The 25,808-nt window shown below is 44.3% G+C and carries 22 protein-coding genes and 1 pseudogene; 8 read left to right on the top strand and 15 right to left on the bottom strand.

Annotated elements, in window-relative coordinates; genetic code table 11:
- Positions 1 to 116: 116 nt before the first annotated feature.
- Together MHN09_RS15280 and miaE are read right to left on the bottom strand one after the other, a co-directional pair.
- The gene (locus MHN09_RS15280) at positions 117 to 716 is read right to left on the bottom strand and encodes a Yip1 family protein (protein WP_014949940.1); all 600 of its coding nucleotides are present in this window, start codon (positions 714 to 716) and stop codon (positions 117 to 119) included.
- 216 nt (positions 717 to 932) lie between these two features.
- Positions 933 to 1,709, bottom strand: coding sequence for a tRNA isopentenyl-2-thiomethyl-A-37 hydroxylase MiaE (gene miaE / locus MHN09_RS15275; protein ID WP_049586863.1), 777 nt, complete (start codon positions 1,707 to 1,709; stop codon positions 933 to 935).
- A gap of 182 nt (positions 1,710 to 1,891) precedes the next feature.
- Here miaE and MHN09_RS15270 point away from each other — a divergent pair, with 182 nt between their 5' ends.
- From MHN09_RS15270 to MHN09_RS15255, 4 genes are all read left to right on the top strand, one after another.
- Positions 1,892 to 2,479, top strand: coding sequence for an ACP phosphodiesterase (locus tag MHN09_RS15270; protein WP_049586864.1), 588 nt, complete (start codon positions 1,892 to 1,894; stop codon positions 2,477 to 2,479).
- A 150-nt stretch (positions 2,480 to 2,629) separates the two neighbouring features.
- Entirely contained in the window at positions 2,630 to 4,246 is a 1,617-nt protein-coding gene (locus tag MHN09_RS15265; protein ID WP_080986399.1) for a carboxypeptidase, read from the top strand.
- 178 nt (positions 4,247 to 4,424) lie between these two features.
- The gene (locus MHN09_RS15260) at positions 4,425 to 5,681 is read left to right on the top strand and encodes a nidogen-like domain-containing protein (protein WP_101565064.1); all 1,257 of its coding nucleotides are present in this window, start codon (positions 4,425 to 4,427) and stop codon (positions 5,679 to 5,681) included.
- 53 nt (positions 5,682 to 5,734) lie between these two features.
- A complete protein-coding gene (locus MHN09_RS15255; RefSeq protein ID WP_049586867.1) occupies positions 5,735 to 6,214 on the top strand; it encodes an invasion associated locus B family protein in 480 nt (159 codons plus the stop codon).
- A gap of 16 nt (positions 6,215 to 6,230) precedes the next feature.
- Here MHN09_RS15255 and MHN09_RS15250 read toward each other — a convergent pair whose 3' ends face one another.
- Complete coding sequence (locus tag MHN09_RS15250) at positions 6,231 to 7,160, bottom strand: LysR family transcriptional regulator (protein WP_239241328.1); 930 nt, start codon at positions 7,158 to 7,160, stop codon at positions 6,231 to 6,233.
- A 99-nt stretch (positions 7,161 to 7,259) separates the two neighbouring features.
- Between MHN09_RS15250 and MHN09_RS15245 the strand changes: the two genes are divergently transcribed.
- The gene (locus MHN09_RS15245) at positions 7,260 to 8,273 is read left to right on the top strand and encodes a zinc-binding alcohol dehydrogenase family protein (protein WP_239241332.1); all 1,014 of its coding nucleotides are present in this window, start codon (positions 7,260 to 7,262) and stop codon (positions 8,271 to 8,273) included.
- A gap of 113 nt (positions 8,274 to 8,386) precedes the next feature.
- Here MHN09_RS15245 and MHN09_RS15240 read toward each other — a convergent pair whose 3' ends face one another.
- The gene (locus MHN09_RS15240) at positions 8,387 to 9,406 is read right to left on the bottom strand and encodes a YhdH/YhfP family quinone oxidoreductase (protein ID WP_239241326.1); all 1,020 of its coding nucleotides are present in this window, start codon (positions 9,404 to 9,406) and stop codon (positions 8,387 to 8,389) included.
- Positions 9,407 to 9,645: 239 nt separating this feature from the next.
- On the opposite strand from MHN09_RS15240, the gene MHN09_RS15235 reads away from it, so the two are divergent.
- On the top strand, positions 9,646 to 10,026 hold the full coding sequence (locus MHN09_RS15235) for a helix-turn-helix domain-containing protein (RefSeq protein ID WP_231514360.1): 381 nt from the start codon (positions 9,646 to 9,648) through the stop codon (positions 10,024 to 10,026).
- Between the two features lie 94 nt (positions 10,027 to 10,120).
- Here the strand turns inward: MHN09_RS15235 and gtfA are convergent, their stop codons facing one another.
- The 10 genes and pseudogenes from gtfA to MHN09_RS15185 form a co-directional block, all read right to left on the bottom strand.
- Entirely contained in the window at positions 10,121 to 11,617 is a 1,497-nt protein-coding gene (gene gtfA, locus MHN09_RS15230; protein ID WP_239241324.1) for a sucrose phosphorylase, read from the bottom strand.
- Positions 11,618 to 11,989: 372 nt separating this feature from the next.
- A complete protein-coding gene (locus tag MHN09_RS15225; RefSeq protein WP_014949928.1) occupies positions 11,990 to 12,169 on the bottom strand; it encodes an oxidoreductase-like domain-containing protein in 180 nt (59 codons plus the stop codon).
- Positions 12,170 to 12,399: 230 nt separating this feature from the next.
- Positions 12,400 to 12,739, bottom strand: a pseudogene (locus MHN09_RS15220) (SDR family oxidoreductase); the annotation flags it as partial.
- A gap of 95 nt (positions 12,740 to 12,834) precedes the next feature.
- Positions 12,835 to 14,604, bottom strand: coding sequence for a flotillin domain-containing protein (locus tag MHN09_RS15215; RefSeq protein ID WP_039236487.1), 1,770 nt, complete (start codon positions 14,602 to 14,604; stop codon positions 12,835 to 12,837).
- Positions 14,605 to 14,622: 18 nt separating this feature from the next.
- Positions 14,623 to 15,237, bottom strand: coding sequence for an OB-fold-containig protein (locus MHN09_RS15210; RefSeq protein ID WP_014949924.1), 615 nt, complete (start codon positions 15,235 to 15,237; stop codon positions 14,623 to 14,625).
- Positions 15,238 to 15,403: 166 nt separating this feature from the next.
- The gene (locus tag MHN09_RS15205) at positions 15,404 to 16,177 is read right to left on the bottom strand and encodes a hypothetical protein (RefSeq protein WP_230962121.1); all 774 of its coding nucleotides are present in this window, start codon (positions 16,175 to 16,177) and stop codon (positions 15,404 to 15,406) included.
- 81 nt (positions 16,178 to 16,258) lie between these two features.
- Positions 16,259 to 18,181: an alkaline phosphatase gene (locus tag MHN09_RS15200; RefSeq protein ID WP_239241322.1), complete on the bottom strand. Its 1,923-nt coding sequence runs from the start codon at positions 18,179 to 18,181 to the stop codon at positions 16,259 to 16,261.
- Between the two features lie 14 nt (positions 18,182 to 18,195).
- Positions 18,196 to 19,779 (bottom strand): alkaline phosphatase, encoded by a 1,584-nt coding sequence (locus MHN09_RS15195; protein WP_239241320.1) that lies wholly within the window; start codon positions 19,777 to 19,779, stop codon positions 18,196 to 18,198.
- Between the two features lie 319 nt (positions 19,780 to 20,098).
- Positions 20,099 to 20,824, bottom strand: a complete 726-nt coding sequence (lpxH, locus tag MHN09_RS15190; RefSeq protein ID WP_239241318.1) for a UDP-2,3-diacylglucosamine diphosphatase — start codon at positions 20,822 to 20,824, stop codon at positions 20,099 to 20,101.
- A 140-nt stretch (positions 20,825 to 20,964) separates the two neighbouring features.
- On the bottom strand, positions 20,965 to 21,456 hold the full coding sequence (locus MHN09_RS15185; RefSeq protein ID WP_239241316.1) for a peptidylprolyl isomerase: 492 nt from the start codon (positions 21,454 to 21,456) through the stop codon (positions 20,965 to 20,967).
- 185 nt (positions 21,457 to 21,641) lie between these two features.
- Between MHN09_RS15185 and cysS the strand changes: the two genes are divergently transcribed.
- Positions 21,642 to 23,024, top strand: coding sequence for a cysteine--tRNA ligase (gene cysS, locus MHN09_RS15180; protein ID WP_239241314.1), 1,383 nt, complete (start codon positions 21,642 to 21,644; stop codon positions 23,022 to 23,024).
- Positions 23,025 to 23,146: 122 nt separating this feature from the next.
- On the opposite strand, the gene MHN09_RS15175 is transcribed toward cysS, so the two are convergent.
- Entirely contained in the window at positions 23,147 to 25,153 is a 2,007-nt protein-coding gene (locus MHN09_RS15175; protein WP_239241312.1) for an arginine N-succinyltransferase, read from the bottom strand.
- A gap of 213 nt (positions 25,154 to 25,366) precedes the next feature.
- On the opposite strand from MHN09_RS15175, the gene MHN09_RS15170 reads away from it, so the two are divergent.
- The gene (locus tag MHN09_RS15170) at positions 25,367 to 25,801 is read left to right on the top strand and encodes an Lrp/AsnC family transcriptional regulator (RefSeq protein ID WP_014949919.1); all 435 of its coding nucleotides are present in this window, start codon (positions 25,367 to 25,369) and stop codon (positions 25,799 to 25,801) included.
- Positions 25,802 to 25,808: the final 7 nt, after the last annotated feature.

The following is a 25,808-nucleotide window of genomic DNA, read 5'->3' as shown; positions in this document are numbered from 1 at the left end:
TTAGCATTAGATATGGAAACGCCTAACGCAGTGCATAATAGAAAAGGCCAGCTTCGAGAGCTGGCCTAATAACTGTCAACCTATATTAGGACGACACATTATTTCAATGAAAGAGGCTAGTGAACAAATACTGGTCCGCCGGACAGACCCCACACCAAAACTGAACCTGTCATTAGAATAACGAGCAATACTAGCCCACATGTCACTACCGAGCTTGAGTAAATGAACCCTTTATCTTCTGGCATATGCATCAAAATTGGCACGCCAGAGTAGAGCAGGTATACCGAATAGCTAATACCGACTAACAGCGCCGTCATCACTACCCAGAGTTCTGGGTAAAGACCTGCGAAGCCCACCATAAACAACGGTGTAGCCGTGTAGGCCGCAAGTTCCAGCGACTGCGTATAAGTTGGCGTCGCATCAAACGCTTTAGCCAACTCATGAATAAGTACGGCCAATGCGACCACGCCTGCAATTAAGCCAAAATACATGCCTATACCCATCATAATTGCGGTATTTTCGCTAAGGCGAATTATGTCACCTGCGCCGATACTCCAGCCAGTATGGGCACTGGAATAATAGGCCACGAGTGATGGAATGAGAGATATAAAAGCGATATGGGTAAGCGCGTAAAAATAGGTTTCGTGTTTGGTATCAATGGTTTGCCACTCTTCTTTTGGATGAGTGTAAATACCAATTAAATGATTTAAAATCATAAAGTCCTGCCTTGTTCACCAACGTTATTATTTTAAAAAATATTGTTGTGAGGCAGGGAGAACACACGGACTAACCGTAAAACCAAGGAAACACAAACACAGCGCAAAGCGCTAAACACTGCCGTTAACAATATGTTTACAAATTGAGTGTGCAGCAGAATGACTAAGCCGTCAACATAAATTGATTAATTTATAAACGGATGCAAAGCGTTAACTTTAGCGTGGTGCGCCTGAGTGGAAACGCAATTCGTCATCGTCGCTTTCAATCAATGATCTTTCAACGTTTCCGAAGTGGGCAACGCGCTCTGAAATATCAGTTTTAGCGATTTGCCCAGCCAGCGTTAGGTAGTCTTCAAAGTGTCTGGCCTCAGAGCGCAACAGCGACACATAGAACTTGCCTAAATCTTCGGAAACATACGGCGCAAGTTTGGCAAAGCGTTCACAGGAGCGCGCTTCAATGTAGGCACCACAAATGAGCTTGTCGATGAGCTTTTCAGGTTCGTAAGTGCGTACGTGACGCAATAAGCCATTTGCGTAACGACTGGATGTTACCGACTTATATTCAAACCCCAACTCGTGCATAATTTCTAGCACTTGGTAAAAATGATGAAGCTCTTCTTTAATTAGCATGACCATTTTATCAAGCATGTCTTTTTTAAAAGGGTCTAGCCCTTCTGTGTTAAATACATTTTTGGAAAGGTGCTTAGTATTAAGCGATTGCCAATCGCCTTCGTGGCGGTAAGTGAAGTCTTCGTAAGGTTTCAACCAGCCCAGCAATACCTTACTGGTTTCTTCATCGGCCACATAGCGGCGAAGTAGGTACATAGCCGACTGAGCCGCTTTAAGCTCGCAAATTAGGTGGTCAGTAAGGATAACGCGAAGGTTTTCCTCTTTCTGCGCTTCGTCTATCCACGACTGAGGCGTCTCGCAATGTAAAAAGGCATTGATTGGTGAAAGTAGAGACGTGACTTCAGAAGTGGAGGTTACAGACATGTTGAAACTCAATTTTAAGTGCTACGGTTTTTCAGTTACATTTGAATTTGGCTGCTGCCAACGCTAGTTTCGGCAGTTTCGGTTTATAAAAGCACAAAATTCAGCGTATCTGAATTGAACCGCAATTTTACTTGATACCTACAAGCCCTTACAACTTAAAATAGAGGCCAATAAATTACAAAATGAATTATCTTGCCCATCTTTTCTTAGCCCGACCAACTGCCGATTCTCAATTCGGTAACCTACTCGGTGATTTCAGGCGGGGTGTTGATATTAAAGAGTTTGGACAAGCGGTACAGCTAGGTCTTAAAAACCACTATGAAGTCGATAGGTTCACCGACAGTCATACCAGCGTCTTAGCAGCAAAGGCGTTATTTCATAAAAGTCGTCGGCGCTTTGCACCTGTGGCGCTAGATATCTACTTCGATCACTTGCTAATTAAACATTGGGCGTCGTTTACAGCACAGGGTTTTGACGACTTCAGGGAACAGAGTTTCGCATTGTTAGAACAGCGATTGCCCACTATGCCGAGAACGATGCAGCACAGTGTTGGGCATATGATAACCCATGACTGGTTTGAAGATTATGCTAAAGAAGAGGGCATTGCTAAGGCGATTGCTGTGGTTGCTAAACGTATTCGTTTCCCCAACACGTTTCATCATGCTGTGGATGATATTAATACGAACAGAGACGAGATTGAAGCGAGATTCTTAACGTTTTTCCCTGAACTCATTACACACATAAAAATCAATGGCCCTGAGAATATTTGAAAGGCTTAACCGTGTTACAGAAATGTATCGAAGAAATTGGTCGTTTTGTCGTTCATTGCTAAGCTGTCATGTGAACAGCGATATAGTAAAGCGTGCAATACAAAGACAACACAAAAAAGATAAAATTAACGACACTCAAAGATAATAATGATGAATATTCAATCCTTAGTTAGAAATACATCGCCCGTATTATTAAGTCTGGGTAAAAATAAACACAAAGCGCAATCGCACTCGACCCTAGCATGGTTAACGGCAGCCTTAATTGCTTTTGTAAGCTTAACTACCAGTGCTTCAGCGCAAGAAGAAAGCGCATCTGCACATGCTCGTTCAATAAAAATTGATAGCAGTGTAGTGACAGAGCACGAAACTAAAATCCTAGGCAAGCGTGTAAAATACAGTGCCACCACGGGTACTCAACCGGTTTGGAACAGTAAAGACGAAGCGGTTGCCACTTTGTTTTACACTTACTATCAGCGCACTGACGTAAAAGAGAATACTGAGCGCCCGCTTATTATTTCTTTTAACGGTGGTCCAGGCTCTGCGTCAGTGTGGATGCATGTAGCCTACACAGGCCCTCGTATTCTTAATATTGATGATGAGGGCTATCCAGTTCAGCCCTATGGTGTTCAAACCAATCCTTACTCCATTTTGGATGTGGCAGACATTGTGTTTGTTAACCCAGTGAATACAGGGTACAGCCGTGTGCTGCCTAAAGCTGACGGCAGCATGCCATCGCAAGATGAACAGCAGAAAATGTTCTTTGGTGTAAACGCCGATATTAGCTATTTGGCAGACTGGGTGAATACTTTTGTAACGCGTAATAATCGCTGGCGTTCACCTAAATATCTTATCGGTGAAAGTTACGGCACGACGCGTGTGTCAGGATTAGCATTAGAGCTTCAAAATCGCCAATGGATGTACTTAAACGGCGTTGTGCTTGTATCGCCAACCGATATTGGTATAGAGCGCAACGGGCCGGTAAAAGCCGCTAATCGACTGCCTTATTTTGCTGCCGCGGCGTGGTATCACAATAAGCTTGAACCCGCGTTGCAAAACAAAGATCTTACTGAGCTATTGCCTGAAGTTGAAGACTTCACCATCAATACGCTTATTCCTGCTCTGGCCAAAGGTGGCTTCATTGGTGAAACGGAAAAGCGCGATGTGTTAAAGCAAATGGCGCGCTATTCTGGGTTAAGTGAAGCGTCTATTGCGCAAAACAACTTAGACGTGAGCACTGCATTTTTCTGGAAAGACTTACTGCGCGAGGAAGGGAAGACGCTAGGTCGTTTAGACAGCCGCTATTTGGGTATAGATGCTAAGCAAAGCGGCGACCGCCCTGACTATTGGGCTGAGCTAACATCATGGCTTCATTCGTTCACGCCCGCTATTAATTACTATTTGCGTGAAGAGTTAAACTACAAAACTGATATTAAGTACAACATGTTTGGAAACGTGCACCCATGGGATAGAAGCAATAATCAAACGGGTGAGAACTTGCGATTGGCCATGGCGCAAAACCCGTATCTGAATGTGATGATTCAAGCTGGCTATTACGACGGCGCAACGAACTACTTTGATGCCAAGTATACGATGTGGCAGCTCGATCAAAGTGGCAATTTAAAAGACCGTTTGAGCTTTAAGGGATATCGCAGTGGCCACATGATGTATCTGCGTCGCGACGACTTAAAACAGTCCAACCAAGACCTACGCGAGTTTATTAAAATGAGCACACCAGGCAAAGGCATACCTGCTGAATACAAGCGATAGTACGTCTGAAAATCTAAAGACAAGGATGTCAGGTTTTTTTACATTATATTAAACTAATTCATTATTTATTTTTTAAGCTTCTGTATTTAAAAGCTATTTTAGATTTGGCTTACACTTTGCTAAATCGGGTCTGCTAAATAATGAAATTCTTATTAACATAAACTACAAGGACGTATACATGAAAAAGTCTTCGCGTTTTTCATTATCCCTGCTGGCGAGCGCAGCGCTAGCATTCTCAATCTCAAGCACCACAGCCAATGCTTCAGTGCTCCTTTCCGGCTGGGAAGGCTCTACTGAAAGTGGATTTGGTAACTTAGCGATGAATGGTAACGACGACGGTTCATCGGGCGCTATCGTATTTGACGCATTTGAATCGCTTGCCTTCGATAGTGGCGTAAATTTCTTTGGTACTTCATACGATAGATTCTTCATTAACAATAACGGTAATATTACCTTCAATGGCACTGTGAGCTCTTTTACGCCAAGACCCTTCCCAATAAGCAACCAGCCAATGATCGCGCCATTTTGGGGCGATGTAGATACGCGCTGTGCAGAGTGTGGCGACGTGTTTATCGGTTCACCGAATGAAAACACGCTGGTAGTGACATGGAACGATGTTGGTTACTACAGTCAAAACAGTAACCCCACAAACACGTTCCAATTAGTGTTAATTGATCGGGAAGACACAGGTGCGGGAAATTTCGACGTTGAGTTTAGATATGAAGATATCGGCTGGACTTCAGGTAGTGCGTCAGACGGCGTTCCAGCACAAGCGGGTTATGACGCGGGAGATGGGGAAAACTTTTTCACTGTGCCGGGGTCTCAAACCGCCGCTATCGCTGATATAGACGAAAGTAACAGCAACACGGGCACGCCTGGTATTTGGAAGTTTGCTATTCGCGATGGCGTACTACCGGGTGATACTCCAGAAAACCCTATATTGCCAATTGTTAATCCAGAAACACCTACAGACTATGAATTTGAATTCTCTATCGATGATCCAGATGAACTTGTATTCATCGACCCAGATGTAGCAGTAGGCTATGACTATATTGTAAATAGTGGTCCAAACATCGCGTCAGTACTTTTGCCTGAAGGTTACGACGACAACATGTTTGACCTATTTCTTTGGGACAATGTTCTGATGGATTGGTTCGATACAGGCACAGATATCACTGGTGGTGAGGAGTACGACTTCAATACCCCAGTTGACCGCTTCAGAATTATGGGAATTGATGTTTCGAATATGCTCGAGCCTACGCCTGACGCATTTGTAACCGGCCTCACTTTCGATGGTTCTGGCGTTGTTAATATGAACCAGAATGCCGTTACTGTGTTTGTACCTGATCCTGTATCTGTGCCAACACCCAATACTCTATTTCTAATGCTAAGTGCAATGTTTGCTACGCTTGTCATAAGAAAGCGGAAGCAATAAAGTTGTCATAAAAGAGGGGGAGCGTGCGCTCCCCGTTTTGCTAAGAGGTGAAAGTGAAATATTTAGTAGCAGTTAGTTTAGTATTTGCATCGTTCTTTTCATGGGCTGTAACCACAAGTGACTTTGGTAGTTGGAGTTTGCTATGTAATGATTCATCTGTGTGTACGCTCAGCCAGCTCGTTGCCAAAGACAAAGAAGCAAAAAAAGTGCTATTGGGCGTCAACGTTGACTACTCCTATTCGCAAGATTTTCCAGTATTGAAAATAAAGCTTCCAAAAAATACACTCACAAAAAATGGTGTAGGAGTAAAAATAGACGATTTTGCATCCATACAAGTGCCATTCTCAGGCTGTGACGAGAAGTCTTGCCAAAGTATAGTGAAAATCGACAATGAACTTTTGAAACAAATGCACAATGGACAGACTATGCTAATAGCGTTTCAAAAATCTGAAAACCAGCAAGTTACCTTACCCATATCATTGACAGGTTTTGAGGAAGCTTACGTACAGCTAAATCAAAGTATTCAAAAGTAAATGCACAGATACTCGTCTATTTTTGATATTTTGACACGTTGAATGCGGCTAGCTGCGCTAAACATTCAGCGCAGCGCTCTTTCAGCATATCTCTGAATAGTCTTACTGCTGGAGTAATAGATTGGCGGCTAGGGCAAATCAGCCAAAGCTGTTTCGGTTTAGGTTGATATTCGGGCAACAAGGTTACAAGTCTACCCTTTAAAATGTCGTCGCACGCATCTAAGCCAGATTTAACAGCAATACCTTTACCCGCGACGGCCCAACGCTTTACTATTTCTCCGTCGTTTGCGGTTCTGTTGCCTCGCATTTTTATCTTCAGCGGTGTCCCTTTGTGAAAAAACTCCCATTCGTTATATACCTTGTCGTGTAGTTGGTAAAAAAGCCCGTTGTGTGCTTGCAAGTCTTCAAATTTTTCAGGGGCACCATGAGAGCTGATATAAGATGGGGAGGCAACAAGTAAACTTGGTACATCACAAATTTTGAAACCGTATACATTCGCATCGGTTGGAGTACCGTACCTTAGCGCTAAATCGACGGGATCGCGATAAAAGTCAATGTTGCTGTCACTCAGGTTGAGCTTTACGGTTATTTTGTCATGCTCATCCATGAAGTCATCAAGCCATGGAGCAACTACGTTTCTTCCCAAGTCCGACGACAAACCCAGCCGCAATTCGCCTTCAATAATACCGGTGTCACCTTTCAGGTTTTGCTTAGCGTTCGTCAGCATCAACATGGCCTGTTCACATGTAGGCAAAAACCTTTCACCCGCAGACGACAGACGTAGTGAGCGGGTGGTGCGAACAAACAATTCGGCACCAAGGGCCTGTTCTACGCGTTTGACCGCAGCACTTGCGGTTGCTGTACGCATATTCAAATGTGTCGCTGCTGCAGTAATGTTTCTAAATTCAGCAACTTTTATTACTACATTCAAGTCGTCGAGTAACATGGCTTTCAAAAACTATTTGATAATGTTTCTTTTATTGTGCTGTTTATCCAAATTTAATCAAGAGTATGATGATGATATTACTCAAAGGAGAAACAAATGATGAAAGCTATTGGTTATACCCACTCACTTGGTATTAATGAGCCTAATGCACTGGTGGATATTGACATCGAAAAGCCCAGCGCGTCGGGTCGAGATTTACTTGTAAAAATAAGTGCGATAGCAGTTAACCCTGTGGATTATAAAATTCGTCATCGCGTTAATCCTAATGGAGGTGATCCCAAAATTCTGGGGTGGGATGCAGTAGGTGAAATCGTTGATATAGGCGCTGATGTTACCGAGTTCGCAGTTGGTGACAGAGTTTACTACGCTGGCGACCTTACCAGAGCCGGCTCAAACGCAGAGTTTCAATTAGTTGATGAACGTATTGTCGGTAAAGCGCCTAAGTCTCTGTCAGACAGCGATGCTGCGGCACTTCCTCTAACCACAATCACAGCATACGAATTGTTGTTTGATCATCTTGCTCTAAGGCAACAAAGTGAAAAGAGCGATGAGGTTGTGCTTGTGGTAGGCGCAGCTGGTGGCGTGGGTTCTATTATGCTGCAATTGCTTAAAGTACTAACGGGGGCTACCGTGATCGCCACTGCCTCGCGTGAAAGCTCAAAAAGCTGGGTTCAGGAGTTAGGTGCCGACTACGTAGTGGATCACAGCAAGCCTATGGCTGAGCAAATCAAGGCCTTAAACATTGGTGAAGTGACGCATGTCGCAAGTTTAAATAACACACACCAGTACATTGATAGCTTTGTTGAAGTTATGAAGCCGAAGGGCAAACTGGCGCTAATTGACGACCCAGAAAGTCTTGATGTGGCCAAGCTTAAGCAAAAGAGCTTGTCACTTCATTGGGAGTTTATGTTTACGCGTTCAATGTTTGAGACCGACGATATGGCAGAGCAAAGCCGTCTGCTTACTCATGTAGCATCGCTTATTGACGAAGGCAAAATTAGAACTACCGTTGGCAAACACTTAGGTAAAATTAACGCTGATAACTTAATCGACGCACACAAAATTTTAGAAGAAGGGCGTGCTATAGGTAAGTTAGTACTAGAGGGCTTCTAAAGAAAGCGTGCTTAAGGTTATATTCCGTAATACCATTCACTTGTCTAAAAAAATCAGTAACGACGGAAACTAGTCACTCGTCGGGGCGAGTCAGATAAACCGAAGGCACCATATTAAGGTGCCTTCTTTTTATGTACTTCGCCTCGAACATTAACCAAAGTACGGCCAGAAATCTGCCCTTTTAAGATTGCGTCTATTTTTTCATTTACCGCATCAAGGGTCACTTCCTCGGTAAGGTCATCAAGGCAGTTTAGCTTCCATTCACTAGCAAGCTTGTCCCACAACCTCAAACGGGGAGGCATTGGACACTGCACAGAGTCGATTCCAAGCAATGAAACGCCTCGCAAGATAAATGGAAATACACTCACGTTAAGATCTGCAGCAGCCGTAAGACCGCAGCACGTCACCGCGCCGCCATATTGCGTAGCTTTGATTGCCTGTGCTAGATACTCTCCGCCTACTGTATCAACGGCGCCAGCGTATAGCTCTTTCAACATAGGGCGCTCTTTACTTTCTAACAACTCGTCGCGAGTTATTACATTATTTGCGCCGAGGGTTTTCAAGAACGACTCATGTTCTTTTTTGCCGGTACATGCCACTACAGAAAAGCCAGCTTTGGCTAGTAGTGCAATTGCCACAGAGCCCACGCCACCTGTAGCACCCGTTACCAAGATATCACCTTTATCAGGTGTTATGCCGTGTTCAACTAACCCTTGTACTGATAGCCCAGCTGTGAAGCCAGCAGTGCCAATAACCATAGATTCCCTTAAGGTAAGGCCATCTGGCTTAGGTACCGCCCATTCACTGGGTATACGGATGTACTCGCCAAAGCCACCGGAGGTATTCATGCCAAGGTCATAACCTGTGATGATAACCTCATCGCCTTCTTTGAACTGGCCGTCATCACATGACACCACAGTGCCCGCTGCATCGATGCCAGGGGTATGGGGAAAATTTCTGCTGACACCAGGGTTACCTGTCGCAGACAAGGCATCTTTATAGTTAAGTGATGAATACTCAACCTTGATGAGCAGCGTGCCGTCTGGCAAATCATCGAGTGAACGCTCCGTGATGGAACGAGTAAATGATTTGTCTTCCTGTTTTTCTACAAGCAAAGCCTTAAACGATGTCATACCTGTCTCCGTTGGTCGAAAATTTACACTGCTCATTGTGACTATATATAAACTTTGTGCAAGTATGCACTTTTTAGTATGGTAGTACCCTAAAAGATACTATTGGAGTTATATTTAGCTTTTTGCTTGTGTGCTTTTGCAAAAGGCGAGCTGATATTGAAGCAGTATCTTTTGCTTGATTGAGCTGAGAGGGCGAAATGGGTACAAATTTGAAAAGTGTAGAAACAGAGCCGTGCGATATGATTACTAAAGTCGAAGGTAACGCCGCGAATGCAAAACAGTGCGCTAGTGAAAGCTCAAACGACCCTAAACAATACATTTGCGGTGTAGCGGTATCGCTTGAGATTATCGGTGGTAAATGGAAAGGCGTTATTTTGTGGCATCTCTGTCATAAAACGCTACGCTTCAGTCAATTGCGTAGGAGGCTGCAAGGCGTTACCCAAAAAATGCTTACACAGCAGTTGAGAGAGTTAGAACGCGACGGGTTAGTTAACCGGAAAGTGTTTGCTGAAGTGCCACCTCGTGTTGAATATTCTTTGACTGATTTAGGCCGAACGTTAGAGCCCACCTTACGGCAACTGTGTGAATGGGGCAGGGCATATAATGACGACTATAGGTAGTCGAGACGATATTCATTTGAAGTAGCGCTTAACACGTGCCAAGCGCTACTTCTTGCTGTAAGGACTTTAACCTAAAATTTTAAACAGTCGGATGTTAAGCTAGCAATGAGCCAATAGACAATACACTTTCTTCACCATTGGTTACTGTGGTGATGGTCGCATCCATTGCGCTGAAGTTAACGTTTAGTGAAGCGGTATCGCTATCTTTTTTCCACGAAAGAACCAGTTCGTCATTGTTGTAATTTACGTCAAACTCGCCATTGAATGCATCGCTTTCGTTTCTAAGTGATATCAGTTTCATTAAACCTTTAACCACTGGCTTCTCAACGGCTTCTTTTACCATGGCAGTAGACAAGTATGGGCGGTTGATGTCGCGGCCAACATTGGTTTTAGCAAGTAACGCCATGTCATTGTGCGCAGCAAGCAAGCCACCGTAATAAACTTGAGGGATACCCGGGCTAAAAAATTGAATGGCGCGCGCAACCAAATAAGCGAAGTCATCTTTACCTAACGCATCGTAATATGTGCAGTTTACCTGGTAAAGGTCTACATTATTTGCAGCGGCACCGGTGGCTTTTTTAGACTCGCCATTGGAATTTTCATGTATTTGGTCAACGAGCGAATTAATCGCATCTGCGGTAAGCAGGCCTGGTTTGTCACCATTCGCGCCCACGTCAACAATGCCGATGCCATCATGGGTATCTAATACGGTAAAGCAGTTACGTGGCGAAATTGAAAGCCAGTATGCCAATGCCTCTGCATTTTTAGAGAACAAGGTGTGTAGTACAAGTGGAGGTAAAGCGAAGTCGTAAACACTGTCGCAACGCGCAGCAATATCAATTTGAGTTTGATAGTGACTGTGTATTTCGACCAAACACTGCATGCCCATACCACGTGCGCGGTTTGATAATTCTTCGATAAATTCGAAGGTTTCTTCAAGCATAAAGCAGTTCGAACCCGCGCGTTTAATTGCATAGCCCGCCGCATCTAAGCGAATAAGATCAACATTACTTTCAGTAAACGACTGAAGAATAGAAGATAGGTAGTCTTTGCCTAACTGTGACTCCACATCAATATCAATTTGATTAGAGGTAAAAGTTGTCCAGAACGGCACGGTTTCAGGGTTACCAGTCTCTGTGCCCACCTCGTAATCGCTGAAAAACGGTGTGGGTCGAGGGCGGAACACTTGTGCTATTCGTTCGTCAATTTGCGTTTGATCGTTGCCCTTAAAAATATCTTCCTTGGTTAAGAACAGCGGCCAATAACTCGATTCGCGCCCGTTTTTCAGCACGTCTTTGAACGCTTCACTTTGCCCCGACATATGGTTAACAATGAGGTCGGCCATGATATCTACCGATTCGCCAAGCTTTTTAACGTTGTCCCAATCGCCCAAGCGCTCATCGACCAAGGTATGATCGATAGGATCGAAACCCGCGTCTTCACCATCGTAAGGGTAGTAAAAAGGAAGGATGTGAACACCCGTAAACAGGCCACCTAACGGGCCCTGAAGTATGCTTGTTAGACTCTCGATGTTGCCATCGCCTAGTCGGTCTGCATAGGTGATTAGTTGAACGCCATTGCGTATAGACATGATAACTCTCCAAAATTCAGCATGCGCTTGCTCGTACTTCTCTTACGTATCGCGAGCACACATTACTACGAATTAAGCACTACCAGTCTGGCAGATTCAAAATTAACCATGTTACGGGTTTAGCTTAATTCTTAATCTTCTGTTATTGACTGACCAAATTTGGTTGAGACTCACAGAAAATCAAAATCTTAATCGATTAAGATAAAATAGCAGTAGAATAGAAATTTGTAAATGAGAAGTTTAAAAAATGGAACTGTCAAACGCTCATGCGGCGGTTTCAATTAGGCAAGTTCTAAGACAGGGTAGCTCGTTCAAGGGCTGTTCAATAGTAGGAAATAGCGAACACGGTACTCTAAATACGAGTTCGAATCGTTAGTCTGGAGATCTTGTGTCTGATGACTCATTATTCGCTAACTCGTCAAATTCTCGCTTTGCTTCTTTCCACTTAGCAAGCTTCTCGTAGTATACGTCCCAAATACATGGGCAACACGAACCTCCGCCGCAACAATCGTCTCTTAATGGTTTCTCTGGTTCTTCGGGTAGCGACTTCATAGCACTTATCCTCGACTTTCTTCCTTAAAAATATCTAAATCTCAGATAATATTTTCAAGGCTTAACAATATCCTCACGTCCAAACCTAATGTTTAAGCGCAGAGAATACAACTTTGCCTGTGTATGTTACTCCTTATGATACGCCTTTGCAGCTTGAAAGGTTACAAAGGCGTTTAACCTAACTTCGTTAATAAGTGAAAGCTGACATCAACGCCATCATGCTAATGGTGTTACAACTTCATACCACCAGATGCCTCAACCCTTTGGCCGTTAATCCAATAACTATCGTTACTTAATAGCGCTGCAATAACACCACCTATATCTTCGGGTTGGCCAACGCGGCCCAAAGCGGTCTGAGAGGCTATAGCATTATTGACTTCGCTATTATCGCGAACATAGCCACCGCTAAAGTCAGTCTCAATGGCACCTGGAGCCAGGGTGTTTACTCTAATTTTACGGGCTCCTAACTCTGCAGCCAGGTAACGACTCATTACCTCTATGGCTCCTTTAGCCATACCGTAGGCGCTGTATCCCGGGAAGCAAAATCTTGCCACTTCGGTTAAAAGTATTAGTTGATAAATTACGTGAAAACAAAAAGCCCTGTTGAATTACAGGGCTTTGGGTGTTGTGTCGCATTAGCTAGCTAAATACTAGCTCAATGAGCACTAATCAGCCGGAAGCTCTTCCGACGCTTTATTACCATTTAGGTTTTCTGGTGCTGCCACAATAGGTTTAGGTTTTACTGCATTGGCCTTGGTCAGTATGTCGCTGTTGCCTGTTACCAAATCATCTAATGTGCCTTTTTCCGCATCGACCAAGCCCACTTCACGCAACATAGAGTCTACCAGTGGGGCGTTAGCACGATAGCTTAGTGCGGCTTGCGTTACTTGTTCAGCTAAACCACTACCAGCAGTAGCAACGGTGTGATCGCCTTTCACGCCACTCCCTTGGCCGTAGCCTTGAAGAATTTTAATACCTTCTATGTTTTCAAGTGGTTTAACGGCGTGTGCCACAAGCTCAGGCAATATTTTGAGCATGGCAAGGGCTTTTTGCAGCTCAATTTGCTCGGTCTTAAGCGTATTTTCAGCCTCATAAAGCGCTTGTTTACCTTGTGCTTCAACAGCAAGCACTTTCTCATCAGCTTCAGCCTGAAGCATTTTTGCATCGGCAGCAGCCTTAGCTTCCGTAAGGATGGCGGCAGCAGAGTTTTCAGCTGCTTCTTTCTTAGCTTGTGCTTCTACGGTAATGCCCACAGCCTCACGCTCTGCCTCTTTACGCGCGTCTATAACTTCAATTTGTTTCTTACGCTCAGCTTCTGCCACCATTTTCGCTGTGGTTACTGCTTCCACTTTTTCCACTTTAGCTTTTTCCGCTTCAGCAGCTTTAGCACGCGCGGCCGACTCTTCCTCAGATTTTGTCGCAACGGCAATTTGTTTAATTTGCTCAGAAACCTCAACTTCTTGCTGCTGACGAATGCGCGCTTGCTCTAATGCCTGACGCTTAGCAATTTCTTGGGTTTCAATTTCCCGTGATTTTTCAATTTCCGCAGCCTCGATAGCACGGTTTTTAGCAATCTCTGCTTCGCGCTCTTCCCGTTCTTTCATTTCGCGCTGCTTAGCAATTTCTGCTTTTTGTTCCTGACGTTTAAAGGCAAGAATTTGCTCTTGGGCTAAGCGAGCTTCTTCTTCATCTCGTTTCACTTCTAGCGATTGTTTCTCAGCAGCCAAATTACGCTGTTCAATGAAAATGCGGTTTTCTTGTTGAATATCGTTGGTTTCTTTGCGTTTTTCTTCAATGATCTTCGTTAAGCGTGCACGCCCCTCGGCATCGAAAGCGTTGTTTTCATTGAAAAACTGTAGGTCGGTTTGGTCAAAACCAGTCAAGCTCACCGATTCTAACTCAAGACCGTTCTTTTCAAGGTCGTTAGCCACGCTTTGCTGAACTTTTTGTACAAAGTCAGCACGCTGCTCATGCATTTCGGTCATGCTCATTTCAGCAGCTACCGCACGTAGTACGTCAACAAACTTAGACTCCATTAGCTTTTTAACTTCTTCAGCGCGAGTGGTGCGCGTTCCTAGCGTTTGTGCAGCCATTGATATGCCATTGGCATTGGGGGCCACGCGTAAATAGAAGTCTGCCTTAACATCAACACGCATGCGATCTTTGGTAATAAGCGCGTCTTTTTGAATTTTTTCCACTTCTATACGAAGGGTGTTCATATTTACTGGAATTATTTCGTGAACGACAGGAAGCACGATAGCGCCACCGTCCTTAATGACTTTTTCACCGCCTAAACCGGTTCTTACGAACGCTGTTTCTTTCGTCGCGCGGGTGTAAAGTTTGGCAAAGATAAGGCCAATAACGATAAGCCCTACAACAATAGCACCGGCAATAAAGAGTATTGACGGCAAGCTAGATGGTTGAATTGTATCCATACTTTTATCTCTTTTAGGTTATAGGTAGCGGGTTGCTAACCAGCTGTGTTGTTTTTTCTGAACTAAAATGACGCGCTCTCCCTGTGCGAACAACTCTTCATCTTCGAAAGGTTCTACTAACACAAAATGAGGCTGTGAATAATGGTCGGTAAACTTTGCTTCAGCTGGGTTGCCTCGGCTTGCTTTTCCAATCGTGATTTCGGCCACAGACCCAATGAAGTCATCGCTGTTAACCGCGCTAGACTCTACACTAGGCAACAAGCCTGAAATTACCTTTACGGTTTTAGCTGTTACGAATGCGCCAATAACAAATGCAAGAGGAACGGATAGGAAAGCTGGCAAGGTATAGCCGAGTGCACTCGCTGTTAAGCCGTTAACCATCAAGCCAACTAAACCGAATAGAGTAAGAAGTACTACCAGGTAAATAAGAAAGGGAACTTTATTGATATTAAGCCAGTTGGCAAACGAGGTATTAAGAAACCCATCGCCATCAAACTCTGCAAAATCATCGCCTAACCCCAACAGGCTTATACCAAAAATAGTGCTAACAAGTTCTAGTATGAAAATAAAGAAAACGGCTATAAGCGAAATGCTAAACCAGAAGTTTGTAGGGGAAAGAAGAACATCTGTCATTTACACCATCCATGATGACTAACTTGCTTTTATTCTTTATACCACAGAACAAAAATTAAGCCAGCGTCTGACACATGTACTTTCGGCTAGTTTGTAACAAAACCTTTTCCTAGTGAATAAATGGCCGTACTGCAGGCACAGCCATTTAGAAAGAGGCTTTTAAGGTTTAGTGTGAGTGACCTTCACCGATACTGTGACCATGCTCATCGTAGTAGCCACTGGCTCCTGCTTCAATAAAGCCTTGGGTAACCATTTTGGTTAAAAAAGGATCGGTGTGGTCATCGCCAATATCAGCGTAATCTGTACTTTGATAGTTTTGTCTTTTTGTAAAGAAGTCTTTCGTATTCTTATTGAAATCGGCGGTTTTGAGTTTCCACTCTCTTACATACCCACTTTTATCAACGCTAAAAGATTCTATTAATTTTAGATGGGGAAGCCATGCCAATTTAAAGTGGCCCTGACTGTTATCTAGTGAATAGTATTCCACTGTATTACAGCCTTTACCGCCTACTGTATCTAGTGTCATGACATCAATAAGTTTGTCGCTAATAAGTTGGTAGCGGTATGAAAAGTCCGACTCTTTTTTTCCGTGAATGGTTTCACCAGGCTGGTATTCAATAGCGCGCTGATGAGCATCGAAAAAGCGAGTAGGTTTTATAAATTTGTTTCTAACAAGCGTCCATGACTCAGTAATATTGGTTGCAGGGTATTCATGTGCAACCTTGTTGCCGTTTCGCCACAAATGAAGGGATGTAGTTCGTGAGGTTTTTGATGGGCTTGTCGTGCTTATTTCATAATTAGCAAATAGGCTGCCACTGTCTTTCTTACACGTCTGCTCACTAGATACATTAACTACCGACGAAGACTCAGCGACTTGAGCTAAGCTACACGTACTCGCACTTGTAAAAAAAATCAGCGCAAATGCATTGAATAATTTCATTCATTTATCCTACCGAGAATGATGTTATTAACTGAAGCGGAAAGGCGACCAAAGGCCGCCTTTGCATTACTTTTTTAAAATTTATTCCATTGCATTTTCTGCTTGAGATACAAAGTCTCCAGCAAAATCGATAACGTGGAATATAACGCTTTGCTCGTTAGTGCCGTTTACAAGGAAAGCGCCAGGGCCTTTGGCGTAAATGCCTACATCTTCACCTGAGTGTGTTTCCGACCCTAATGGGATTAAAGCTTCTTGGTGATAGCCTGGTGTTGTAGTATCGACATCAGTGATATCTTTACGACCTGTATCAGGGCCTTCTAAATAAGATGCATCTGAGTTAGTGACGTCTCCCAGATTTCTAAAGCCTAAACCATTGGTATAGCCAAGCGTGGTGTATGGGGTACCGTCAGCGGCTGTAGCGGCTTCATCTGAACCCACGTTTACCACTTTGCCCAAAATGGGGTTGCCGCGCTTAGGATAACCAGCAATGGTAAAGACGTGACCGTGGTCGGCGGTTACTATAATGAGAGTTTCTTCGTCATCAGTAAGCTTGTCAGCAGTATCAACAGCTTCAGCAAAAGCGATAGTGTCGTAAAGTGCACCGTAAGCATTACCCGCGTGGTGAGCGTGGTCGATACGACCGGATTCAACCATCAGGAAGAAACCTTCTTCATTGTTATCTAGCACTTTAATGGCCGCACTAGTCATTTCAGCGATAGATGGTTCACCGGCGATGTCGTTGCCGCGGTCGGCTTCGTATTGCATGTGTGATTCGTTAAAAAGTGCAAAGATTCTTTCAGTGGTTTCAGTATCTAGTCCGTCGAATCCAGACTTATCATAGATATAAACGCCGTTTTCGTACATGGCTTGCCACTCGGCCGTTAAATCACGTCCATCTGTACGATCACCTTCTACACTGCTTGCAGCGTCTGGGCTGTTAAATGCTTCGTCACGCGGTAAGAAGTGACGGCGTCCGCCACCCATCACAACTTCAAGGCCATCAACGTCTAATCCTTCAAAGTTCGCTTCCAAGTTAGCTTCGAAATTAACTAGCTGCTCGGCAATGTCAGAACAACCTGCAGTAATTGCATCTTCTGGCATATCTGAAATGTCTTCCCAGTTGCGATCCGCTGATTTTGCATAGGTTGCCGCCGGCGTGGCGTGCGTAATGCGAGCAGTAGAAATGATGCCTGTCGATTTTCCTGCAATTTCAGCAAGCTCAAGTGCCGTAACCAATTCGTTACCCACAACCGTAGAGCAATCACCGCGCTCAATATCTTCGTCTACGCCAATAACACCAACGTCAGTTTTTATGCCGCTCATCATTGCGGTCATGGTACCTGCAGAATCAGGTGTTTGGGCATCAACGTTATAAGTTTTTGAAAGCCCAGAGAATGGGAATTTGTCAAAGCTAAGCTGGTTTTCTTCGCCCGCTAGGCCGTTCATCTGACCATCTAGAATACGCGCCGCTGTAACGGTAGAAACGCCCATGCCGTCACCGACAAACAAGATAACGTTTTTCGCTTTACCACGCAGGTTCGCTACCATGGCTTTCAATTCTTCTTGCGAATTTACAGTCGCAGTAAAAGACGCGTTCGATGACGCTGTACTTTCACCCGATGTTGCGTTCATCCAAACCGCTTTATTGTTTTCTACTTCGTTTTTAGCAGCCACAAACCACTCGTTATTGAGGCTAGTCAGTAGTTCGCTATTGCTTACGCTGTTTACACCAGGAACACAAACATAGCTGGTAGAAGTGATTTCAGAATCACCAAGCGTGCCGTCGGCATCCGCGTCTAAGCCAGAGTCGATGCGAATACCAGAGTTAGGGCAGTTAGCATCGCCAACCGCTAACTCTGTTTGCACGGTAAGGCTTGTTAAACCGTTTTGACCATCAGAGCCATTAGCACCAGGTGCGCCATCGCTACCATCGTCGCCCTCTAAGCTACACGCTGAAAGACCTGCTACTGCTACCGCAATTATACTTAATTTAAAAAGGTTCATATTCTTATCTCTACTTACTCGTTTACAAGGCCAAGCGCTTGATTAATCAAGTGGAAAACAACGTTCTGCTCTATTACGCCTTGCGCAAGCTGGCTTCCAGGCCCTGTTGCATGTAGCGCAATGTCTTCGCCAGAGTGTGTTTCTGAACTCAATGGAATAAGTGCTTCTTGGTGATAACCAGGCGTTGTTGTGTCGATATTGGTAATATCAACACGGCCGGCTGCGTTTTCCAGTGCGTACGTGGCATCAGAATTCGTTTCATCACCTAGGTTGCGAAAACCTAGACCGTTGGTGTAACCGAGTGTGGTGTAAGGAGTGCCATCAGACGCTGTTGCAGGTTCGTCTGACCCCACGTTAACCACTTTGCCTAGAATAGGATTACCGCGCTTCGGGTAGCCTGCAATTGTGAACACATGTCCGTGATCAGCAGTAACGAGGATTAATGTTTCGGAAGGATCGGTATTTTCAACCGCAGTCATTACTGCTTCTTCAAATGCTAGAGTGTCAGTAAGTGCACCCGCCGCGTTACCCGCATGGTGAGCGTGGTCAATACGGCCTGATTCTACCATTAAGAAAAAGCCGTTCTCGTTGTTATTAAGAATATTGATTGCCGTTTCTGTCATCTCTGCAACTGATGGTTCGCCAGCGATGTCATTTCCGCGGTCTGCTTCGTATTGCATATGCGACTCGTTGAAAAGGCCGAATACACGCTCAACGCTTTCAGTGTCTATCGCGTCAAAACCTGCTTGGTCATAAACGTATACACCATTTTCGTACATGGTCTGCCATTCTGCCGTAAGGTCGCGTCCGTCGGTTCTATCTCCCTCAACGTCACTAACTGCATCTGGGCTATTGAATGCAGCATCTTTTGGCAAGAAATGACGGCGACCACCGCCCATAGCGACATCAATGCCGTCAACATCAACACCGGTGTAGCGAGCTTCTAAGTAAGTTTCAAAATTGACGAGCTGGTCAGCAATGTCACTACAGCCAGCAGTTAAAGCGGCTTCTGGCATATCAGAAATATCTTCCCAATTACGGTCAGCAGACTTGGCGTAAGTTGCCGCGGGAGTCGCATGGGTGATGCGAGCAGTAGAAATAATACCTGTAGACAAGCCTTTTACTTCAGCAAGCTCCAGCGCGGTAATAACTTCGTTGCCTGCGACCGTTGAGCAATCACCGCGCTCAATATCTTCGTCAACACCAATCACACCCACGTCAGTCTTAAGACCCGACATCATTGCGGTCATGGTGCCTGCTGAATCTGGGGTTTGAGCGTCTACATTGTAGGTTTTAACTAGGGCCGTATGAGGAAAGCTTTCGAAACTCAAATAACCTTCTTCACCAGGGTTACCTGCCAGTTGGCCTTTGTGAATTCTTGCCGAGGTGAGCGTTGAAATACCCATACCATCGCCCACAAACAAAATAACATTCTTTGCTTTGAACTGATTGTTGGTTTGTAGCTTTGTAGTTAGTTTGGTTTGGGCATCAGTAAACCAAGCGCTGTTAGTTTGGTGCTCGGGTAACACAGCCGCTTGAAGACTAGCAGAAACCGCTAGAGCAACTGCGGTGCATGCCACTTTCCAGTTACGATTCATGATTTTTTCCTAAACGTATTGTTTGTATTGGTTGTGGTGTTGTCTAGACATCTCATCACTGCCCATCATCATTTCTTGCATGGAGAGTGAATCGTTAAATCACAGAGAGCGTATGGAGAGAAGGTGACAATTCTTTGACATTTATATTGCTAAACTGTCACAAATGTCACAAAACTGTATTGCCGAGGCATTTTGCGGCCGATTGAAGATTATTAAAGCTTACGTTTTATAGTGAGTCAGGGGTAAGGAAGTGCACACATTGAAACTTTTTTAACAGTAATAAAAAATTGGTAGGACCACTTGTAAGTGTCAGATTTTCTTACTTAAAGTTGTGATGTTGTAACATAGCTTTTGAAGGGGTGACCTTCAACACACTGCCTTGATCATACCAATCGCCAAGTACAATACGAGTTGCAGGCTTGCCGTTTGCTGTAAGGCTATGAATGTTGGGTCTGTGTGTGTGGCCATGTATCATGCGCTGCACGCCCCATTTTTCCATGACTTTCACCACTTCTTCAGGCGTGACATCCATAATATCTGGCTTAAGATTTTGCTGCTTAGCCTTACTTTCCTTGCGACCGTTATCGGCAACACGCTGTCGATACCATAACGGAAGCGCAAGCATTAAACGTGGCCACCACCAACCGCGGGATTTCTTGCGAAACTTTTGATAAGCAACATCGCGAGTGCATAGTTCGTCACCATGAGTAAGCAGGGTAGGTGTGCCGTACAAGTCTACAACTTCTTGTTCGTTTAATAACGTCATGCCGGCTTTTGATAGCCACTTTTCACGTATGGCGAAATCGCGATTACCGTGAATAAAGTAAATAGGGCAATGCTGACTCACTGCCTTGAAAGCTGATGCTATGGCAGTGTTAAATGGAGTAACGTTGTCGTCGCCAATCCAAACTTCAAACAAGTCACCAAGAACGTAAAGTGCATCAGCATTAATCGCGTCTTCTTTTAAAAAGCGCATTAAGCATTCTGTAATGTCAGGGCGGTCGGCACTTAGGTGCAAGTCGGCAATGAAGTAGGTGAACGACATAAATCTTCTTATTGTGGTTTAAAAAGCCGCGTTAAAGTAACGCGGCTTGTATTTAACTCAAGGCCTTGAGTATGTCTTGAAAATCATATTGGCCAAGGCGTTATTGAGACAGCTATTCAAGCATAGATGTCAGCGGCTATTTAAGAAATAGTCGCTTTTTCAATGATAACAGGCTCAACAGGAACATCCTGGTGATAGCCGTTGTTACCGGTTTTAACAGCCTTAATTTTTTCAACAACATCCATACCTTCAGTTACTTTACCGAATGCACAGTAGCCCCAACCATTGACAGACTTGCTAGAGTGGTTAAGGAAGTCGTTGTTATTTACATTAATAAAAAACTGAGCCGTCGCAGAGTGTGGATCTTGGGTACGCGCCATCGCGATTGTACCCACTTCGTTTGCTACGCCGTTGTCCGCTTCGTTTTCAATAGGGTCTTTTGTGTCTTTCTGATCCATATCTGGCGTAAAACCACCACCTTGGATCATAAAGTTGTTGATTACACGGTGAAAAATAGTGTTATCAAAAAAACCGTCTTCAACGTAAGAAATGAAGTTAGCTACCGTTTTAGGCGCTTTATCTTCAAAAAGCTCTAGGGTGATGTCACCGAAATTTGTTTTTAACGTAACCATTGTGGTTTGTCCTGTGTGTTAGCATACATATAAAGTGGCGGCATTTTAGCGCAAAACGAGTAGTTAGCGCAAAGAGACGGTTATCGCAAAACCCAGCCATATCCTTGCAAAAGGCTTGTACCATTTAAATCGTGACAGTGCTAAACTTTGCGGCCGAAAAATTATGACAAATAGGAAATATAGACATGCTACATCTTTACAACACCCGAACCCGTGAAAAAGCGAAGTTTGTACCGCTTCAAGAAGGGAAAGTGGGTTTGTATGTTTGTGGTATTACCGTTTATGACCTAAGTCATATGGGTCATGCCCGTACTTACCTGAGTTTCGATGTCTTAGTACGCTACATGCGCCACCTTGGTTTAGATGTGAAGTACGTGCGCAATATCACCGATATCGACGATAAGATTATTGCTCGCGCCAATGAAAATGGCGAAAGCTTTGAGGCGCTAACTGCACGCACTATTGACATGATGCACGAAGACTTTGCGGCGATTAACTTACTAGAGCCAGACGTCGAGCCGACAGTAAGTGGACATATGGATGAGATCATTGAAATTATCCAGCGACTAATGGACAAAGGTTACGCCTATCAAGCTAAAAGCGGCGATGTACTATTCGACGTAAGCAAGTACGAAGATTATGGCAAGTTAAGCAAACAAGACTTAGATCAGCTTAAAGCGGGTGCTCGTGTTGAAGTGGCGGCAGGAAAAGACGACCCGCTAGACTTCGTACTGTGGAAAACCACCAAGCCTGGTGAGCCGGCGTGGCAATCGCCATGGGGCGAGGGACGTCCGGGATGGCACATTGAATGTTCTGCAATGAATCATAAGCATCTTGGTGCGCACTTTGATATTCACGGCGGTGGCTCAGATTTAACGTTCCCACATCACGAAAACGAAGTGGCTCAGTCGTGCTGTGCGTATGACACACCTTACGTAAACGTGTGGATGCACGCGGGTATGGTACAGGTTAATGACGAAAAAATGTCTAAGTCATTGGGTAACTTTTTTACCTTGCGCGATGTGCTTAAAGAGCACGACTCAGAAACATTGCGTTTCTTCTTGATGTCGGCGCATTACCGTAGCCAGTTAAGTTACTCTCAAGACAATATTACTCAAGCGAAGGCCGCCCTAGAGCGTTTGTACACTGCGCTGCGTGGTGTAACAGTAGACGAAAGCACTGACCTTAACCACGGTGGCTACCTAACGCGCTTTGAAGCGGCAATGAACGACGATTTAAACGTACCTGAAGCCTTTTCGGTGTTGTTCGATGTGGCACGTGAGCTTAACCGCCAAAAAGATAATGTAGAAGAAGCAGGTAAACTGGCTGCTGTTCTTAAAGGCCTAGGCGCAATTTTGGGTATGCTTCAAAGTGATCCAGACACCTTCTTGAAAGGCGGTGAAGGCAATGACGACGAAGCGGCTGAAATTGAAGCGTTAATTAAACAGCGTAACGATGCCCGTGCCTCCAAAGACTGGGCAGCGGCAGATGCCGCGCGCGATGCGTTAAACGCAAAAGGCGTAGTGTTAGAAGACGGCCCAAGCGGTACTACCTGGCGCAAAGCGTAATTAGCAGCCAATACTTTTTAACAGAATGAAGGCCCGCATTTGCGGGCTTTCTTTTTAGTTAAGCTCAAAGCGCACACCGAGCTTTCGTCATTGAACAGCGGTTTTTGGATATACGCACGAGGCTAAACATCTGAAAGTAAAATGGTATCTCCCGAGCTAACGTTTAATGCTTGTGCTGTTTTGCGAGAGATAACAGCTATTTCGTCTTGTTCTTCGGTTTCTGCCATCATTGCATAAAAAGGCTGGCTCAACGTGGCGACAAGCGTCATTTTACTCTCGGTGACACGCTTAGTACCTTCGCAAACTTTTATTCTTACTTGCTTTGTTGATTTGACAGTTTTTAGGCTTAAAACTTCAGCTTCCATACTTGGCGCACCATCAAAAATATCGATGTAGTTCGTGAATTTAAACCCTTCTTTTTCTAGCATTGCCATAGCGGGTTGGCCGTCGTTATGTGGTTTACCAATAGCCGACTGAGCCTCTTTGGGTAACATATTTACATACAGTGGAAGTTTGGGCATTAAATCAGCAATAAATTGATTTCCGTTTACGGCACCATATAAATCCGCTTCAGCGTATGTCATAGGAAAAAAGTGACGTCCGACGGCATTCCAGAAAGGCGATTCCCCATCCTTATTTACATAGCCTCGTAGATCGGCCATGACTTGCTTTGGAAATACATGCTGATGTAAACCCATAAAAAGGTAGCGTACTTTTGAAAGTAGTTTTCCGTTGAAGTGTTTTCTGTATTCAGGCAGTAAGTAGAGTGATGCCACTTCCGCGTACCCCTCAAAATGGTGACTTAGGTGCAGTATGTCGTGGGTGTAGTGTGCGCCTAGTGATTTATTTCGCTGTGCGACTTTTTCTCGCTTGTAACTATAAAAACTGTCCTCTTTTCCTAATTCACCAAAAATTGCAGATGTACCAATAAGCTTGCCAGTTCGAAGGTCCTCCAATACAAACAAAAGGTAGTCTGGACGCTCTTGACGCATAAGTTTTTGTTCTTCTCTAATTGAACGCTTTAATTTGTTATCAAGCGTTGCTCTATCCGGTGGGAAGGTTGTCATACCTGGCGATGCAGCTTCAGCTAACGCAAGCAAGCCTTCCAAGTCATCACCTTTTGCTAGCCTCACGCGGGTGTCAAAGCTGATGTTATTAGTCGTAGTTTGTTTAGCGCCAATCGTTTTACACTCAAGGTGAATACCCGCGACCATGCAGCGGACGGAGCCTCCTCCCATTTCAATAGTAGGCACTGCGATGGGAAGTAAAGTAAGATCGCTGGGTAGTAAAGCTAGTTGCTCTTCGTTCATTGAACTAAAAGCAGTGTCTGATATAAGTAATAAACGTTTTCCATTGCTATTCAAAAGCTCTAGGCAGTTTCCGGCAAAACTATTCACTTGTTCTTCGCTAATTTCAATGACGTTTTTACCTGTCTCCTTAAGTGTTGAAAGCACCACATTTTTGTCGCTTTCTTCTATCATGCTAGTAGCAACAATGGCAAAATCACTGCCCACACACATCATTACGTTGGTGTGGTAAATCGCCGTACCAGCAGTATCAAAGGCGCTAAAACATATAGGCGTTAAACCAATAGCTTTACACGCCGACATTACAGCTCTCTTATTGGCTCGTTGGGATAGGCAAACATAGGCTAGCGCGTTTACATGGTCGATCACCATAGCCCCTGTACCTTCAACAATATCTCCGTCTTCTTCAAGGAAAGATAAATCTTTAGCTTGCTGTACGATATAGTGTTGCTGCAGATAACTGACAATATCGTCACGACGCTCCGCTCGGCGGTTTTCACAGTACATAGGGTAGGTGACAAGCAAACCGTTGGGATGTGTACTTAACCAATTATTTGGAAATACGGCATCGGGCGTGTTTTCCCCTTCTGTTTCAAACACCTCTACCGTTATATGGTTCATACGTAAAGTGCGAACCATCTCATCAAATTCCGCACACGCATTTTTTGATATTTCCGCTCTATTTTTTCCCGTCGATACAACGGGCTTCTGAAAACTATTGTCTTTGGCTGTTTGTTCGTTGGGGCGAAAGGCACAGGGGCGTACCATTAAAACGGAATTTGGTGTAGTTAATCGTGAGTTTTTGATGTGACTGGCTTGCATATAACGTCCTACAGCCCTTAGCTGAAATATTTCCACTGAAAAGAGCGTGTATTTTATTCTCTGGCGAATTCACTTAACCATGCTCAAGGTGTTGCAAGTTGTTATTTAGTTTAAGCATAATGCTCAATTGTTTTATCATTATGCTTTTCGCTAATTAGTCTTGGATAATGCGTTAATGACTCGACGATTTGTTTATCTATTGGGGAAACGACCATGTATGTAGATTTAGATGCGAAAGATCGCGAGCTTCTCGATATATTGAAGCGCGATGCGCGAACACCTGTAACCGTGCTAGCTGAAGTCCTCTCGTTATCGCGAAATACGGTGCAAAAACGAATCGACAGGTTAGTAAATTCGGGGGTGATCGACGGTTTTACTATTCGTGTTAACGAGCAGCTGCAACCAGACAAAATAAAAGCTCTTATGTCAGTCGAGCTTGAAGGGCTTAGTACAACACAGCTTATTAGTAAGCTTAGGCAGGTGAATGGTGTTGAGCGGTTTCATACTACAAACGGAAATTGGGATTTACTTATTGTTATAACTGCCGAAAGTCTCGCGCACTTAGATGGCATTTTAAAAGAAGTGCGCGGCGTTAAAGGCGTGCTTAATAGTGAGACGAGTATTATTCTGTCTACTACTGAAAAATAGTGTGTAC

Source organism: Alteromonas sp. MmMcT2-5 (genome assembly GCF_022348315.1).
In the GTDB taxonomy this organism is placed as follows: domain Bacteria; phylum Pseudomonadota; class Gammaproteobacteria; order Enterobacterales; family Alteromonadaceae; genus Alteromonas; species Alteromonas macleodii.
Note: the sequence above shows the minus strand (reverse complement) of the source record. Positions and strands in the feature narration are given on the sequence as shown.